At 51.9% G+C, this 15,985-nt stretch carries 15 protein-coding genes; 9 read left to right on the plus strand and 6 right to left on the minus strand.

What is annotated here, in order from left to right:
• Window positions 1–204: 204 nt before the first annotated feature.
• Window positions 205–1,860, minus strand: a complete 1,656-nt coding sequence (sgrR, locus tag N0B36_RS11340; protein ID WP_259687847.1) for an HTH-type transcriptional regulator SgrR — start codon at window positions 1,858–1,860, stop codon at window positions 205–207.
• A 99-nt stretch (window positions 1,861–1,959) separates the two neighbouring features.
• Here sgrR and sgrT point away from each other — a divergent pair, with 99 nt between their 5' ends.
• A complete protein-coding gene (gene sgrT / locus N0B36_RS11345; protein ID WP_047498374.1) occupies window positions 1,960–2,082 on the plus strand; it encodes a glucose uptake inhibitor SgrT in 123 nt (40 codons plus the stop codon).
• A gap of 115 nt (window positions 2,083–2,197) precedes the next feature.
• Window positions 2,198–3,376, plus strand: a complete 1,179-nt coding sequence (locus N0B36_RS11350; RefSeq protein WP_200046639.1) for a sugar efflux transporter — start codon at window positions 2,198–2,200, stop codon at window positions 3,374–3,376.
• 45 nt (window positions 3,377–3,421) lie between these two features.
• Here N0B36_RS11350 and leuD read toward each other — a convergent pair whose 3' ends face one another.
• From leuD to leuL, 5 genes are all read right to left on the minus strand, one after another.
• Window positions 3,422–4,027, minus strand: a complete 606-nt coding sequence (gene leuD, locus N0B36_RS11355; RefSeq protein WP_065554750.1) for a 3-isopropylmalate dehydratase small subunit — start codon at window positions 4,025–4,027, stop codon at window positions 3,422–3,424.
• 10 nt (window positions 4,028–4,037) lie between these two features.
• Complete coding sequence (leuC, locus tag N0B36_RS11360; RefSeq protein WP_016155685.1) at window positions 4,038–5,438, minus strand: 3-isopropylmalate dehydratase large subunit; 1,401 nt, start codon at window positions 5,436–5,438, stop codon at window positions 4,038–4,040.
• A gap of 2 nt (window positions 5,439–5,440) precedes the next feature.
• Window positions 5,441–6,532: a 3-isopropylmalate dehydrogenase gene (leuB, locus tag N0B36_RS11365; RefSeq protein ID WP_181221202.1), complete on the minus strand. Its 1,092-nt coding sequence runs from the start codon at window positions 6,530–6,532 to the stop codon at window positions 5,441–5,443.
• Window positions 6,532–8,103: a 2-isopropylmalate synthase gene (leuA, locus tag N0B36_RS11370; RefSeq protein ID WP_016151686.1), complete on the minus strand. Its 1,572-nt coding sequence runs from the start codon at window positions 8,101–8,103 to the stop codon at window positions 6,532–6,534. The genes leuB and leuA overlap by 1 nt, the downstream gene beginning before the upstream one ends.
• Before the next feature lie 90 nt (window positions 8,104–8,193).
• Window positions 8,194–8,280: a leu operon leader peptide gene (gene leuL / locus N0B36_RS24455; RefSeq protein ID WP_049269161.1), complete on the minus strand. Its 87-nt coding sequence runs from the start codon at window positions 8,278–8,280 to the stop codon at window positions 8,194–8,196.
• A gap of 654 nt (window positions 8,281–8,934) precedes the next feature.
• Here leuL and leuO point away from each other — a divergent pair.
• The 7 genes from leuO (at window position 8,935) to ftsL (ending at window position 15,976) form a co-directional block, all read left to right on the plus strand.
• The gene (gene leuO / locus N0B36_RS11375) at window positions 8,935–9,882 is read left to right on the plus strand and encodes a transcriptional regulator LeuO (protein ID WP_016151687.1); all 948 of its coding nucleotides are present in this window, start codon (window positions 8,935–8,937) and stop codon (window positions 9,880–9,882) included.
• Window positions 9,883–10,200: 318 nt separating this feature from the next.
• On the plus strand, window positions 10,201–11,925 hold the full coding sequence (gene ilvI / locus N0B36_RS11380; RefSeq protein WP_016151688.1) for an acetolactate synthase 3 large subunit: 1,725 nt from the start codon (window positions 10,201–10,203) through the stop codon (window positions 11,923–11,925).
• Between the two features lie 2 nt (window positions 11,926–11,927).
• Window positions 11,928–12,419 (plus strand): acetolactate synthase small subunit, encoded by a 492-nt coding sequence (ilvN, locus tag N0B36_RS11385; RefSeq protein WP_003829566.1) that lies wholly within the window; start codon window positions 11,928–11,930, stop codon window positions 12,417–12,419.
• A 175-nt stretch (window positions 12,420–12,594) separates the two neighbouring features.
• Window positions 12,595–13,599 carry a catabolite repressor/activator gene (cra, locus tag N0B36_RS11390; RefSeq protein WP_016151689.1) on the plus strand — a complete coding sequence of 335 codons (1,005 nt, stop codon included), beginning with the start codon at window positions 12,595–12,597 and terminating at the stop codon, window positions 13,597–13,599.
• 613 nt (window positions 13,600–14,212) lie between these two features.
• Window positions 14,213–14,671 carry a division/cell wall cluster transcriptional repressor MraZ gene (gene mraZ / locus N0B36_RS11395; RefSeq protein ID WP_005124560.1) on the plus strand — a complete coding sequence of 153 codons (459 nt, stop codon included), beginning with the start codon at window positions 14,213–14,215 and terminating at the stop codon, window positions 14,669–14,671.
• A gap of 1 nt (window position 14,672) precedes the next feature.
• A complete protein-coding gene (rsmH, locus tag N0B36_RS11400) occupies window positions 14,673–15,614 on the plus strand; it encodes a 16S rRNA (cytosine(1402)-N(4))-methyltransferase RsmH (RefSeq protein WP_016151690.1) in 942 nt (313 codons plus the stop codon).
• The gene (ftsL, locus tag N0B36_RS11405) at window positions 15,611–15,976 is read left to right on the plus strand and encodes a cell division protein FtsL (protein WP_006686695.1); all 366 of its coding nucleotides are present in this window, start codon (window positions 15,611–15,613) and stop codon (window positions 15,974–15,976) included. Before rsmH ends, ftsL begins: the two co-directional genes overlap by 4 nt.
• The last annotated feature ends 9 nt before the right edge of the window (window positions 15,977–15,985 follow it).

The following is a 15,985-nucleotide window of genomic DNA, read 5'->3' on the forward strand; positions in this document are numbered from 1 at the left end:
GGGGCCGCTGCAAGCAGCGTTCAAATCTGCTCCCGGCAGATTTGTCGCTCACCCCAGTCACATAGTTATCTATGCTCCTGGGGACTCACTCGCTTGCCGCCTTGATGCAGCGTGAATGATTTTGTGTATGTTTTTATTTAGCACCCCGTTGAGAACGGCGTTAGTGTAATGATTTTGTTGCTATGCGGCAATCAAGAGCCGGATCTAAGGATCCGGTGGTGCAAACCACGCTGATTTAAAATCAAACCAGCCGAGGGTATTCATGCGTAACCCGCGCATACTGCGCTGTCCCTGAATGATCAGCCAGTGGTGGATCAGCGGCACAATGGCCTTTGTGGCGAGCAGCTGTTGGCACCATGCCGCCAGGCTCATTTCGCCCGTTCGCCAGCGGGCCGCATCGTTTTCCCAGTCCCGCGAGATACAGTTTTGCAGCAACGGGACTTCGCACAAATGGGCGAACAGCGAGAAATCCAGCGGTAGGGTAAAGTTGGCGCTGTTGAGCCAGATATCGCTGACAATTTCACCCGCATGCCATTGATCGTAGTCGATCTCCTGAATATTTAACTGTACCTGATGCTCTGCCAGCAACGCCTTCATGATCTGCGCGATAATCCGATGTTCGATGTGATCGCGATAGTAGGTAATCGTCAGCGTTTCCAGTCCGGCGGGTTTTTCACCATGGCCGGGTTTGGCATGGTGCCAGCGGGGGAGCAAACCGTAGGCGGGAAACCACAGTCGCTGAAACTGTTCGTCGGCGTGGCAGATGAGATGGGTTGGCGAAAGAACGCGGCTAACCCAATCGCGAACCTCCTGATTAGCGCCACGGTGGGTGCGCGCATCAAACAGCAGGTAGTAGCAACCTTCTTCGAGGCGGCTTTCGATCGCCTTTTCATCCTCCGTGGGGCCTTTTAGCGTCAACCCACCGCCAGGCTCTTCGCCGATATCGGGTAACACCCAAACGTTAACTTCGTCGATCAGCGCCCGGTAGCCAAAGTAATCATCAAATGCATGAATTTTCAGTTGGTTATTGGTATTGCGCATCACCGCATAGGGACCAGTGCCAATCGGGTGGCTGGAGAAGTTGCTGAGCGTCTCCCATTCTCGCGGCAGGATCATGGCGGGGACTTGCCCCAATAGCCAGGGAAGCCAGCGGTCGGGTTGGGCGAGATGGATATCCAGCGTCCAGGCAGTGGGAGAAACGATCTGCGTGATGTGCGAGTACAGCGGCAGGGCGTTAATGCGCATCAGCGAGGTGATGACATCTTCCATTTCCAGTTCGCGGCCATGATGAAAATGAATCCCCGGACGCAGGAAGAATCGCCAGTGTAACGGTGAAATCTGCTGCCAGTGATGGGCGATGTCCGCTTCCAGTTCCCCATTTTCCTCATTTACCCGAATTAAGGCGCTGAAGATTTGCCGGGCGATATGAGTTTCTGAACGGCGTAGCGCCGTACCGGGAAGCAGATTGTGCATGGGACGATAATAGAGAACGCGCATGATGTGCCGCCCCTGGCGAAAACTGCGTCCCAGGTGCGAAACCAGCATCTGTCGTACGGCCGTTTTGTCACCGACCAACTGCACCAGTTGATCGATGCGATCCTGTTCCAGCAGGTCTTCTGCCCGCTGCTGCTGGAGTGCCAGCCCGGTATAGAGGAAAGTCAGGCGCGAGCGTTTACCTCGCCCAACTTCGGCTTCCCACGTTAACCAGCCGCGTTCTTGCATGGTATTGAGCAGGGTACGCATATGGCGGCGCGAACAACTCAGCAGCTCCGCCAGCTCGTTCAGCGTCGTGTCTTGCGTTTTGCCGTCACAGCATTGCCACAGACGGATGAACTGTTGTTGCAGACGACCAGAAGACATAAAAGGGGAACTCCTGCGAAAAACTCAGCAATTTTATTATCCCTATATTAAGCCAATAATAGATTCCGATGAAGCGATGAGACAACGAAGGGGTCATCTATGCGTCAGTTCTGGTTGAAATACTTTACCGCGACAGAAACATCGTCCTGGTTGGCTTGCCTGAGCGCACCGCAGCGCTTAAAGATGCTCGAAGAACTGATGCAGTGGGAGGTGACAACCTGACTCCTGAATTGGGAATTGCAGACATCATGTGTGACTGAGTATTGGTGTTAATCGCCGCGCCAGCAGATAATCACTGCTGGCTTTTTTTGTTTCTGCTGCGCTAAAAGGAACTGTAATGCTCTGGATTATGACCATGGGACGGCGCCTCAACGGCGTTTACGCGGCATTTATGCTGGTTGCTTTTATGATGGGCGTAGCAGGGGCGTTGCAGGCACCCACGCTGAGCTTGTTCCTGAGCCGTGAAGTCGGGGCGCAGCCGTTTTGGGTCGGGCTGTTTTATACCGTCAATGCGATTGTCGGGATCGTTGTCAGCCTTGGCCTCGCGAAACGATCCGACAGCCAGGGCGACAGGCGCAAGCTGATCATGTTTTGCTGCCTGATGGCAATTGGAAACGCGCTGCTGTTTGCGTTTAATCGCCACTATCTCACGCTTATCACCTGCGGTGTACTGCTGGCCTCGCTGGCGAATACCGCCATGCCGCAGCTGTTTGCGCTGGCGCGGGAATACGCTGATAACTCCGCGCGTGAAGTGGTGATGTTTAGCTCGGTGATGCGTGCGCAGCTTTCGCTGGCCTGGGTAATTGGACCGCCGCTGGCCTTCATGCTGGCGCTGAATTACGGCTTTACGGCGATGTTTTCCATTGCCGCAGGGATTTTCGCCATTAGTCTGGTGCTGATTGCGCTGATACTGCCGTCTGTCACGCGGGTGGAGCAACCTGTTGACGTACCGCTGGAACAGACCGGTGGTTGGCAGGACAAAAATGTGCGCATGTTGTTTATTGCCTCCACGCTGATGTGGACCTGCAATACCATGTACATCATCGATATGCCGCTGTGGATAAGCCTTGAGCTGGGGTTACCGGACAAGCTGGCCGGTATCCTGATGGGGACGGCGGCTGGGCTGGAAATTCCGGCGATGATCCTGGCGGGCTACTATGTGAAGCGCTTTGGCAAACGGCGAATGATGATCGCGGCCGTCGCGGCGGGCGTACTGTTTTATCTTGGTTTGATCTTCTTTCACAGCCGCACGGCGCTGCTGGTGCTGCAATTATTTAATGCAGTATTTATCGGTATCATCGCCGGGATAGGAATGCTGTGGTTTCAGGATCTTATGCCCGGGCGTGCGGGGTCAGCGACCACATTATTTACCAACAGTATTTCAACGGGGGTCATTCTCGCGGGAGTGATTCAGGGGGCTATTGCGCAAAGCTACGGTCACTTTGCCGTCTATTGGGTGATTGCGGCGATTTCTGTGGTCACGCTGGTGATGACCGGGCGGGTAAAGGACGTTTGATTTTTGGAGTGCCGGATGCGCTGCGCTTATCCGGCACCACAAGGACTAGCGCATAAACGCTGGCTGCTTGTCTTCGTACTCGGTGATGGCCGCTTCATGCTGCAGCGTCAGCCCGATGCTGTCCAGACCGTTCAGCATGCAGTGGCGGCGGAAGTCGTCGATTTTAAAGCTGTAGGACTTATCGCCCGCTTTCACCACCTGCGCTTCCAGATCCACTTCAAATGTAATGCCCGGATTGGCTTTCACCAGGGCGAACATTTCATCTACCTGCGCATCGCTCAGGGTCACCGGCAGCAGTTGGTTATTGAAGCTGTTGCCGTAGAAGATGTCGGCGAAGCTTGGCGCGATCACCACTTTAAAGCCGTAATCGGTCAGCGCCCATGGCGCATGTTCACGGGAAGAGCCGCAGCCAAAGTTTTCCCGCGCCAGCAGAATTGACGCGCCTTTATATTCCGGGAAGTTCAGTACGAACTCTGGGTTAGGCTGTTGCCCTTTTTCATCCAGAAAACGCCAGTCGTTAAACAGATGAGCGCCAAAACCGGTGCGCGTAACCTTCTGCAAAAACTGTTTGGGAATAATCGCGTCGGTATCCACGTTGGCGGCATCCAGTGGGACAACCAGGCCGGTATGTTGGGTAAATTTCTCTGCCATGGTAGTTTCCTTATTTGATGCTGCGAATGTCGGCAAAATGACCGGTAACGGCGGCAGCGGCGGCCATGGCCGGGCTGACTAAATGCGTGCGACCACCGCGGCCCTGGCGGCCTTCAAAGTTACGGTTGCTGGTGGATGCACAGCGCTCGCCAGGGTTCAGGCGGTCATTGTTCATGGCCAGACACATGGAACAGCCCGGTAAACGCCATTCAAACCCGGCCTCGATGAAAATCTTGTCCAGACCTTCCGCTTCAGCCTGCGCTTTCACCGGACCAGAACCCGGCACAACCAGCGCCTGTACCCCTGGCGCAACTTTGCGACCTTTGGCGATTTGGGCCGCAGCGCGTAAATCTTCAATACGCGAGTTGGTACAGGAACCGATAAACACTTTATCAATAGCCACTTCTGTTAACGGAATACCCGGTTTCAGCCCCATATATGCCAGCGCTTTTTCAGCCGATGCGCGCTCAACGGGATCGGAAAATGACGCCGGGTCGGGAATATTATCGTTCACCGAGATGACCTGACCCGGGTTCGTACCCCAAGTGACCTGCGGTGCGATTTCTTCTGCCTGCAGGGTAACGACGGTATCAAACGTCGCGTTGTCGTCGGTTTTCAGCGTTTTCCAGTACGCAACCGCGTTGGTAAAATCCTCACCCTTCGGTGCGTGTAAACGCCCCTGCACATAGTTAAAGGTGGTTTCATCCGGTGCGACCAGACCCGCTTTGGCGCCCATTTCAATGGCCATGTTGCACAGGGTCATACGGCCTTCCATGCTCAGCGCACGGATGGCTTCGCCACAAAATTCAACGACGTGCCCGGTACCGCCTGCACTACCGGTTTTACCGATAATCGCCAGCACGATATCTTTGGCGGTAATGCCAGGTGCTGCTGTGCCGTTAACTTCAATCTTCATAGTTTTGGCACGCCCCTGTTTCAGGGTCTGCGTCGCCAGAACGTGTTCAACTTCAGAGGTGCCAATACCAAAGGCCAACGCGCCAAACGCACCGTGGGTGGCGGTGTGGGAGTCGCCGCAAACGATGGTCATACCCGGCAACGTTACGCCTTGCTCAGGCCCCATCACGTGAACGATCCCCTGATACGGGTGGTTCAGGTCGTACAGTTCGACGCCAAACTCATTGCAGTTTTTGATCAATTCCTGCATCTGAATGCGCGCCATTTCGCCGGAAGCGTTAATGTCTTTGGTTTGCGTGGAGACGTTATGGTCCATGGTGGCAAAGGTTTTACCCGGCTGGCGCACCTGACGGCCATGCGCACGCAGGCCATCAAACGCCTGCGGAGAGGTCACTTCATGCACCAGATGTCTGTCGATATACAACAGCGGGGTTTCGTTTTGCGCTTCGTAGACGACGTGCGCATCGAACAATTTTTCGTATAACGTTTTGGCCATGATTACACCCCTTCTGCGACGTAACGGGCAATAATGTCACCCATTTCATCGGTACCGACTGCGGCAGCGCCACGGGCTAAGTCACCGGTGCGAATGCCTTCTTCTAATGCGCGGTTGATGGCGCTCTCAATTGCGGTTGCCGCATCATTGGTGTCCAGGCTGTAGCGCAGCAGCAGCGCCAGCGAAAGGATTTGGGCGATAGGGTTAGCAATGTTTTTCCCGGCGATATCCGGAGCGGAGCCGCCAGCGGGCTCGTACAGACCAAAGCCCTGCTCATTCAGGCTGGCGGACGGTAACATCCCCATTGATCCGGTGATCATGGCGCATTCGTCAGACAGAATGTCGCCAAACAAGTTGGAGCACAGCAGCACGTCGAACTGGGATGGATCTTTGATCAACTGCATCGTCGCGTTGTCGATGTACATATGCGCCAGCTCAACGTCCGGATATTCATTAGCAATTTCATTGACGATTTGGCGCCACAGAATAGACGTTTGCAGTACGTTGGCTTTATCAATCGACGTGACTTTGCGGCGACGCTGGCGAGCAGATTCAAACGCGATACGTGCGATACGCTCGATCTCGAAACGGTGATAAACCTCGGTATCAAAGGCTTTTTCATGTTGTCCGCTGCCTTCGCGGCCTTTTGGCTGACCGAAGTAGATACCGCCAGTCAGTTCGCGCACGCACAGGATGTCGAAACCGTTCGCGGCAATATCTGCGCGCAGAGGGCAAAATGCTTCCAGCCCCTGGTACAGCTTAGCCGGGCGCAGGTTGCTGAATAATTTGAAGTGTTTACGCAACGGCAGCAGCGCGCCGCGTTCAGGCTGCTGGTTTGGTGGCAGATTTTCCCATTTCGGGCCGCCAACGGAGCCAAACAGAATGGCGTCAGCTTGCTCACAGCCTTCAACCGTCGCTGGCGGCAGCGGCTGACCATGGTTATCGATAGCGGCCCCCCCCACGTCGTAGTGGCTGGTGGTAATGCGCATGTTAAAACGGTTGCGGATTGCGTCCAGTACCTTCAGGGCTTGCGCCATCACTTCCGGGCCAATACCGTCGCCCGGCAAAACAGCAATATGATAATTCTTCGACATCACACGGTTTCCTTGTTGTTCTCGTTGTTCTGAGCTTTGCGTTGCAATTCTTTTTCGACTTCTTCGGCGCGCCAAATGTTGTTCAGCACATGAACCATCGCTTTCGCGGACGATTCGACGATATCTGTTGCCAGACCGACGCCGTGGAAGCGGCGACCGTTATAATTAGCAACGATATCCACCTGGCCCAGCGCATCTTTACCGTGCCCTTTGGCGGTCAGGCTGTATTTCACCAGTTCGATGTTGTACTCGGTCACACGGTTGATGGCCTGATAAATGGCATCGACCGGACCGTTACCGTTCGCCGCTTCGGCTTTGACTTCTTCACCGCAGGCCAGCTTGACGGAGGCGGTGGCGATGTCATTTGAGCCGGACTGCACGCTGAAGTAATCCAGACGGAAATGCTCCGGCTCCTCCTGCTGTTTATTAATAAAGGCCAGCGCTTCCAGGTCGTAATCAAATACCTGACCCTTTTTATCCGCCAGCTTCAGGAATGCGTCGTACAGGTTGTCCAGATTGTATTCGTTCTCTTTATATCCCATCTCGTCCATACGGTGTTTCACCGCGGCGCGTCCGGAACGGGAAGTCAGGTTCAACTGCACCTGGTTCAGACCGATGGATTCAGGCGTCATGATTTCGTAGTTTTCACGATTTTTCAGTACGCCGTCTTGATGGATGCCAGAGGAGTGGGCAAAGGCGCCGCTACCGACAATGGCTTTGTTGGCCGGAATAGGCATGTTGCAGATTTGGCTGACTAACTGACTGGTACGCCAGATTTCCTGGTGATTAATGCGGGTCTGTACGTTCAGGATATCTTTGCGCACTTTGATCGCCATGATCACTTCTTCCAGTGAGCAGTTACCGGCGCGTTCGCCGATACCGTTCATCGCGCCTTCCACCTGGCGAGCGCCGGCGTGGACGGCCGCCAACGCGTTGCCAACGCCCAGACCTAAATCATCATGGGTGTGCACGGAGATGATGGCTTTATCGATATTCGGTACGCGTTCATACAGACCAGAAATGATTGCTCCGAATTCGAAAGGCATGGTGTAGCCAACGGTATCGGGGATATTGATGGTTTTGGCTCCCGCATTAATCGCGGCTTCGACCACGCGGGCCAGATCGGCAATAGGGGTACGGCCAGCATCCTCGCATGAGAACTCCACGTCATCCGTATAATTACGCGCACGCTTCACCATGTAGACTGCTCGCTCGATCACTTCATCCAACGTGCTGCGCAATTTCGTCGCGATATGCATCGGCGAGGTGGCGATGAACGTATGAATGCGGAAAGCCTCAGCGACCTTCAGAGATTCTGCGGCAACGTCGATATCTTTTTCTACGCAGCGGGCTAAGGCGCAAACGCGGCTGTTCTTAACCTGACGAGCGATGGTTTGTACGGACTCAAAGTCACCCGGTGAAGAGACCGGAAAACCGACCTCCATCACGTCAACGCCCATACGCTCGAGGGCCAGCGCAATCTGCAGTTTTTCTTTCACACTCAGGCTCGCCTGTAACGCCTGTTCACCGTCACGTAAGGTGGTATCGAAAATAATGACTTGCTGGCTCATGGTTTAGGTCCTTGGTCTTTAGGGCGCCTTGCTTCGAGCATAAAAAAACCCGCGCAACGGCGCGGGTTTTTTGTCTTAACTGGAGCTGACTTAATGCTGAATGTCGTCCACCAGTCTACCGCGCAATGAGAATGCGTTTAGTAGTAGTAGACCGATAAAACGAGCAATGTAAGTCATCAATCAAGCTCCAGGCGAATGCGATATGCTTTTAGTGGTACTGGATATGAAGACTGATGTCAACCCCATTCCCTGCAAATGCTCCCGTTAAGGGGGGGGGGTTATGATAAACTTAAGCGAATTGTGCTGAATTTCTCAGGGTATATTAAATTAATCATCTGATCGTTGAACATGTTTTTCACGGTTTGACATATTTAAGCATATTTATTTGCATTTATGGTCACGAAGAACTGAAGATAACGCCTCGTTTGGGATTCCATATCTTTATGATTTATCAGAATTTATATCTATTCTGAATGGATTGAATCAATGTGCCACCTTATAATTGATAAATTAATGTTAACTTTTAATGTGTTAATAATAGAAATGTTTAATTAAAACTTAAAAACGTATTCACTGTGCGCATGATTGTGTATTCGCCACGCTTATGGTTATATTGTTTTCGAAATTTAAACATATGAATCATCGCGCAGTGACATCTGCCACACTACGTTTGTAGTGTTTTTTTGTACATTTAGATTTGTGCCTTTATGTTTTCCTAATTTTAATGTTTTTCCTTTTTCTTATTTTATATGCATGGTAAATCATATTAACGGAGATTATTTCTGCACTCCGTCTGGGAAAAGGGAGTTTAGAGTGACAGTGGAGTTAAATATGCCAGAAGTAAAAATAATAGATAAATCTAATCTCATAGAGATGGGGAAGCCACAGCTTCGCATGGTTGATCTTAATTTATTAACTGTTTTTGATGCGGTGATGCAGGAACAAAATATTACGCGTGCTGCACATACGCTGGGGATGTCGCAACCCGCTGTCAGTAATGCGGTCGCACGCCTGAAAGTCATGTTTAACGATGAGCTTTTTGTTCGTTATGGCCGTGGAATCCAGCCGACAGCAAGAGCCTTCCAGCTGTTTGGCTCCGTTCGTCAGGCTTTACAATTAGTGCAGAATGAACTGCCTGGTTCCGGCTTTGAACCTACCAGCAGCGAGCGTGTATTCAATCTTTGCGTATGCAGTCCATTGGATAATATTCTTACTTCGTTGATTTATAATCGGGTTGAGCAAGTCGCACCGAACATCAATGTCGTTTTTAAATCCTCACTAAATCTAAATACCGAGCACCAATTACGTTATCAGGAAACTGAGTTTGTTATTAGCTATGAAGAATTCCGTCGTCCGGAATTTACCAGTGTTCCGTTATTCAATGACGAAATGGTGTTAGTGGCAAGCAAAAAACATCCGCGCATTAGTGGCCCATTGCTGGAAAGCAATCTCTATCATGAACAGCATGCCGTGGTTTCGCTTGATCGCTTCGCCTCATTCAGCCAGCCGTGGTATGACACACCGGATAAACAATCCTGCGTGGCTTATCAGGGAATGGCATTAATCAGCGTGCTTAATATTGTGTCGCAAACGCACTTGGTCTCTATTGCGCCGCGTTGGTTGGCGGAAGAGTTCGCCGATTCTTTAGAACTGCAGATATTGCCTTTACCTTTAAAATTGAATAGCCGCACATGTTATCTTTCCTGGCATGAGGCTGCGGGGCGCGATAAAGGACATCAATGGATGGAAGAACTGTTGGTCTCCGTCTGTAAGAAGTAGCCGCTGGCAGAATAAATCGGGGAATACATCTGGTTTATTCTGCTTTTATCTTTATATCTAAAATTTTGTGCTGAACTCGACTTTTTACGTATGTCCGAAAGTGTAAAAAAATAGACTAATTGCTGTAAGTCCCCCTTTTTAAGCGATTATTTATCATATCAATTGCTTATGCTGGTTTAATTCTCCATTTATTCAATTCTTACCTCCGTTTTATTCTTATTTACTCCAGTGCCACCCCTTCGGAGTCAATTGCCATGCGTCATCGTCAGCGGTTAATGTGTTGTTAAACCGTAATTCATTATAAGAGTGAGGCAAGCCATGGAGATGTTGTCTGGAGCCGAGATGGTCGTCCGATCGCTTATCGATCAGGGTGTGAAGCAGGTATTCGGTTATCCCGGGGGGGCCGTCCTCGATATTTATGATGCATTGCATACGGTCGGCGGTATTGATCATGTGTTAGTCCGTCATGAGCAAGCCGCGGTACATATGGCTGATGGCCTGGCGCGTGCCACAGGAGAAGTGGGCGTCGTTTTGGTCACTTCCGGACCAGGGGCAACTAATGCGATCACCGGGATTGCAACGGCATATATGGATTCCATTCCGCTGGTGATCCTCTCCGGCCAGGTCGCCACCTCCCTGATTGGCTACGATGCCTTTCAGGAGTGCGACATGGTGGGTATATCCCGCCCGGTGGTAAAACACAGTTTTCTGGTTAAACAAACGGAAGATATCCCGCAGGTGCTGAAAAAAGCCTTCTGGCTGGCGGCAAGCGGTCGTCCGGGGCCGGTGGTGGTGGATTTGCCGAAAGATATTCTGAATCCGGCGAAAAAACTGCCTTATAGCTGGCCGGAGTCGGTGAGTATGCGTTCGTATAACCCGACAACGACCGGGCACAAAGGACAGATAAAACGTGCTTTGCAGACGCTGGTCGCGGCGAAGAAACCGGTTGTCTATGTTGGTGGTGGCGCGGTGAATGCCGCCTGTCACGAACAACTGGGGCAAATTGCCGAAGCACTTAATCTGCCGGTTGTCTCCTCGCTGATGGGGTTAGGCGCGTTTCCGGCCACGCATCGCCAGGCGCTGGGAATGTTGGGCATGCATGGTACTTACGAAGCGAATATGACCATGCATCATTCTGATGTGATCTTTGCCGTCGGCGTTCGTTTTGACGATCGAACGACCAATAACCTGGCAAAATATTGCCCGAATGCGACCGTGCTGCATATCGACATCGATCCGACCTCTATTTCAAAAACCGTCACTGCGGATATTCCGATTGTGGGCGATGCTCGCCTGGTGCTGGATCAGATGCTTGAACTGCTGCCGCAGGAGAAATCGCAGCAGCCGCTGGATGATAACCGTGACTGGTGGCAACAGATCGAACACTGGCGCGCTCGTCAGTGCCTGAAATACGACACGCAAAGTGAAAGTATTAAACCGCAGGCGGTGATTGAAACCATCTGGCGTCTGACGAAAGGGGATGCATACGTGACCTCTGACGTTGGCCAGCATCAAATGTTTGCCGCACTTTACTATCCGTTCGATAAACCACGCCGCTGGATTAACTCAGGCGGCCTCGGCACCATGGGATTCGGTTTACCCGCGGCGTTAGGGGTGAAAATGGCGCTGCCGGATGAAACAGTGGTGTGCGTTACCGGGGATGGCAGCATTCAGATGAACATCCAGGAACTGTCGACGGCGCTGCAATATGAGCTACCGGTACTGGTGCTCAACCTTAACAACCGCTATCTCGGCATGGTCAAACAGTGGCAGGACATGATTTACTCCGGGCGTCACTCCCAGTCTTACATGCAGTCGCTACCTGATTTTGTGCGCCTTGCTGAAGCTTATGGGCATATCGGTATCCAGATTAATCATCCAGGCGAACTGGAGAGCAAGCTGGGCGAAGCGCTGGAACATGTGCGTAACCATCGCCTGGTGTTTGTTGATGTCACCGTCGACGGCAGTGAGCATGTCTACCCGATGCAGATTCGTGGGGGCGGGATGGACGAAATGTGGTTAAGTAAAACGGAGAGGACCTGATTATGCGCCGGATATTATCAGTATTGCTGGAAAACGAGTCGGGTGCATTGTCACGTGTGATTGGCCTCTTCGCCCAGCGCGGATACAACATTGAAAGCCTGACCGTCGCGCCGACTGACGACCCGACCTTATCGCGGATGACGATTCAAACGGTAGGGGATGAGAAAGTCCTGGAGCAGATCGAAAAGCAGCTACACAAACTGGTGGATGTTTTGCGCGTCAGCGAACTGGGGCAGGGCGCCCACGTTGAACGAGAAATCATGCTGGTGAAAATCCAGGCCAGCGGCTATGGCCGGGAAGAGGTGAAACGCAACACGGAGATATTCCGTGGGCAAATCATCGATGTTACGCCGTCGATCTACACCGTACAGCTGGCGGGCACCAGCGATAAGCTGGATGCGTTTCTGGCAACGCTACGGGAAGTCGCCAAAATCGTGGAAGTAGCCCGTTCCGGCGTGGTGGGGCTTTCCCGCGGCGATAAAATTATGCGCTAACGCTTACCTGACCTACGCGAGATGCCTTGGCTATCGGTTGCTTTTTTTTGCGAAATCAGCAGTAACCAGAGACAAAAGCGGTTGCCGCAGTCATTATTCTGCGCTTAGATGTTAAGAAGTTTAACCCATGCCATCTTAAAGGTTATGGTTTGTACATTTTACGCAAGGGGCAATTGTGAAACTGGATGAAATCGCTCGGTTGGCCGGCGTTTCGCGAACGACTGCAAGCTACGTTATTAACGGCAAAGCAAAGCAATACCGCGTAAGCGACAAAACGGTTGAAAAAGTCATGGCGGTGGTGCGTGAGCATAATTACCACCCGAATGCCGTGGCGGCCGGGCTGCGTGCTGGACGCACACGTTCTATCGGGCTGGTGATCCCGGATCTCGAGAACACGAGCTATACCCGGATCGCAAACTATCTGGAGCGCCAGGCGCGTCAGCGCGGGTATCAACTACTGATTGCCTGCTCTGAAGATCAGCCGGATAACGAAATGCGCTGTATTGAGCATCTTTTACAACGTCAGGTTGATGCCATTATCGTTTCGACTTCCTTGCCGCCTGAACATCCGTTTTATCAGCGCTGGGCGAACAGTTCATTCCCGATTGTGGCGCTGGATCGCGCGCTGGATCGTGAACATTTCACCAGCGTGGTGGGCGCAGACCAGGATGATGCGCAGATGCTGGCGGAGGAGTTACGTAAATTCCCTGCTGAAACCGTGCTCTATCTGGGGGCGCTTCCTGAATTGTCCGTCAGTTTCCTGCGCGAACAGGGTTTCCGTACCGCGTGGAAGGACGATCCGCGTGAAGTGCATTTTCTCTATGCCAACAGCTATGAGCGGGAGGCGGCCGCGCAGTTATTTGATAAATGGCTGGAAACGCATCCAATGCCTCAGGCGCTGTTTACCACGTCGTTTGCCCTGTTGCAGGGGGTGATGGATGTGACCCTGCGCCGCGACGGGCAGTTACCGTCTGATTTAGCGATTGCGACTTTTGGCGACCACGAGCTGCTCGACTTCCTGCAGTGCCCGGTACTGGCGGTGGCGCAGCGCCATCGAGATGTCGCGGAACGCGTGCTGGAGATTGTGTTGGCAAGTCTGGATGAGCCACGTAAACCCAAACCAGGTTTAACGCGTATACGGCGTAATCTGTACCGTCGCGGTATTCTAAGCCGTAACTAAGTTGCCTCAATTGATGATGTCGGCGGATAAGCCTCTGACATCATCAATTATCCCATTCTCGGAAATAACCGCATTATAATTAAGAATATTCTTTAGAATTATCTGAAATTGATTCTTCTATTATGCCGAATTAAAACTGCAACTATCCATTTTTGGGTTATTGAGACGTAACGATGCGTTACGGTTGTATTATTTTGTTACAAGCATGTAGGGATTTGCCGAATTAACAAACACTTTACTGGTGTGTTGCGGCAATCTCGCCCTTATCTCGCTCCTGTGCGGCGTACAGACTGATTAACTGGTACTGTTATCTCGCTGCATATTGTCCTAAAATGCCGCTCGCGTCGCAAACTGACACTTTATATTTTTCTTTTGATGATATTCAGTTGTTTTAAACAATCATGAGTTGTTGGATTTTTTTCTTACAAATATTCATGACGTTAATTTGCTTCGTTTGCTGTACGGAATTTGTTCAACGCTGATATTAGCCGTAAACAATGGGTTTTTTGCTCCGCTAAGCGCCGTGACTTGCTTGACAAGGTTTTCCTCCGCTCCGTAAACTCCTTTAAGTGGGAATTTGTGGGATAAAGTGGTAATCGGGGGTGAGGCTGGCATGTTCCGGGGAGCAACGTTAGTTAATCTCGACAGTAAAGGGCGCTTATCTGTGCCTACCCGTTATCGGGATCAACTGCTCGAGAGCGCTACCGGTCAAATGGTTTGCACCATTGACATCCATCACCCGTGCCTGCTGCTGTACCCCCTGCCTGAATGGGAAATTATCGAGCAGAAGTTATCGCGTCTGTCGAGCATGAATCCAGTTGAGCGTCGCGTACAGCGCCTGTTGTTGGGTCATGCTAGCGAATGTCAGATGGATAGCGCTGGTCGATTATTGATAGCGCCCATTCTGCGGCAACACGCAGGGCTAACGAAAGAAGTGATGCTGGTTGGGCAGTTCAATAAGTTTGAGCTGTGGGATGAAACGACCTGGTATCAACAGGTCAAGGAAGATATCGACGCTGAGCAGTCTGTTACCGGCGCGCTGTCGGAACGATTGCAGGATTTGTCTCTATAAAATGATGGAAAATTATAAACATACAACGGTGTTGCTGGATGAAGCCGTAAACGGCCTGAATATTCGTCCAGACGGCATCTACATTGACGGGACATTTGGTCGCGGTGGTCACTCACGTCTGATCCTCTCGCAACTTGGCGAAGAGGGGCGTTTACTGGCCATCGATCGCGATCCGCAGGCGATTGCCGTTGCAAAGACGATTACCGATCCCCGTTTTTCCATCGTACATGGTCCTTTTTCTGCGCTGGCTGACTATGTCGCCGAGCGCGGACTTACCGGTAAGATCGACGGGATTCTTCTTGATCTTGGGGTGTCTTCTCCACAGCTTGATGATGCTGAGCGCGGATTCTCATTTATGCGTGACGGTCCGTTAGATATGCGTATGGACCCAACACGCGGTCAGTCAGCGGCCGAATGGCTGCAAACCGCCGATGAAGCAGACATTGCCTGGGTGATTAAAACGTTTGGCGAAGAGCGCTTCGGCAAACGTATTGCTCGCGCCATCGTAGAGCGCAACCGCATCGAACCGATGACCCGCACTAAAGAGCTGGCGGAAGTGATTGCGGCGGCAATGCCAGTGAAAGACAAATTCAAACATCCCGCGACCCGTACCTTCCAGGCGGTGCGCATTTGGGTGAACAGTGAACTGGAGGAGATAGAGCAGGCGCTAAAAAGCTCGCTCAGCGTGCTGGCACCAGGTGGTCGCCTTTCGGTAATCAGTTTCCATTCGCTTGAAGATCGCATTGTGAAACGCTTTATGCGCGAACAAAGCCGTGGTCCTCAGGTTCCGGCTGGAATACCGATGACCGAAGCGCAGATCAAAAAGCTGGGCGGCCGTGAGTTAAGAGCACTAGGCAAGATGATGCCGGGTGAAGAAGAGGTAGCTGAAAATCCTCGTGCCCGTAGTTCAGTTCTGCGTATTGCAGAGAGGACGAACGCATGATCAGCAGAGTGACAGAAGCCCTCAGCAAAGTTAAAGGATCGATAGGAAGCAACGAGCGCCATGCCTTGCCTGGCGTGATCGGTGACGATCTTTTGCGGTATGGGAAGCTGCCACTCTGCCTGTTCATTTGCATTATTTTGACGGCGGTTACCGTCGTGACAACAGCACACCATACGCGGTTACTGACCGCGCAGCGTGAGCAGCTGGTTCTGGAGCGAGATGCGCTGGATATCGAATGGCGCAACTTGATCCTTGAGGAGAACGCGCTCGGCGACCATAGCCGTGTTGAACGGATCGCAACGGAAAAGCTGCAAATGCAGCATGTTGATCCCTCACAAGAAAATATCGTAGTACAAAAATAAGGATAAACG

Source organism: Citrobacter sp. XY323 (assembly GCF_025106035.1).
GTDB classification, from domain to species: domain Bacteria; phylum Pseudomonadota; class Gammaproteobacteria; order Enterobacterales; family Enterobacteriaceae; genus Citrobacter; species Citrobacter braakii.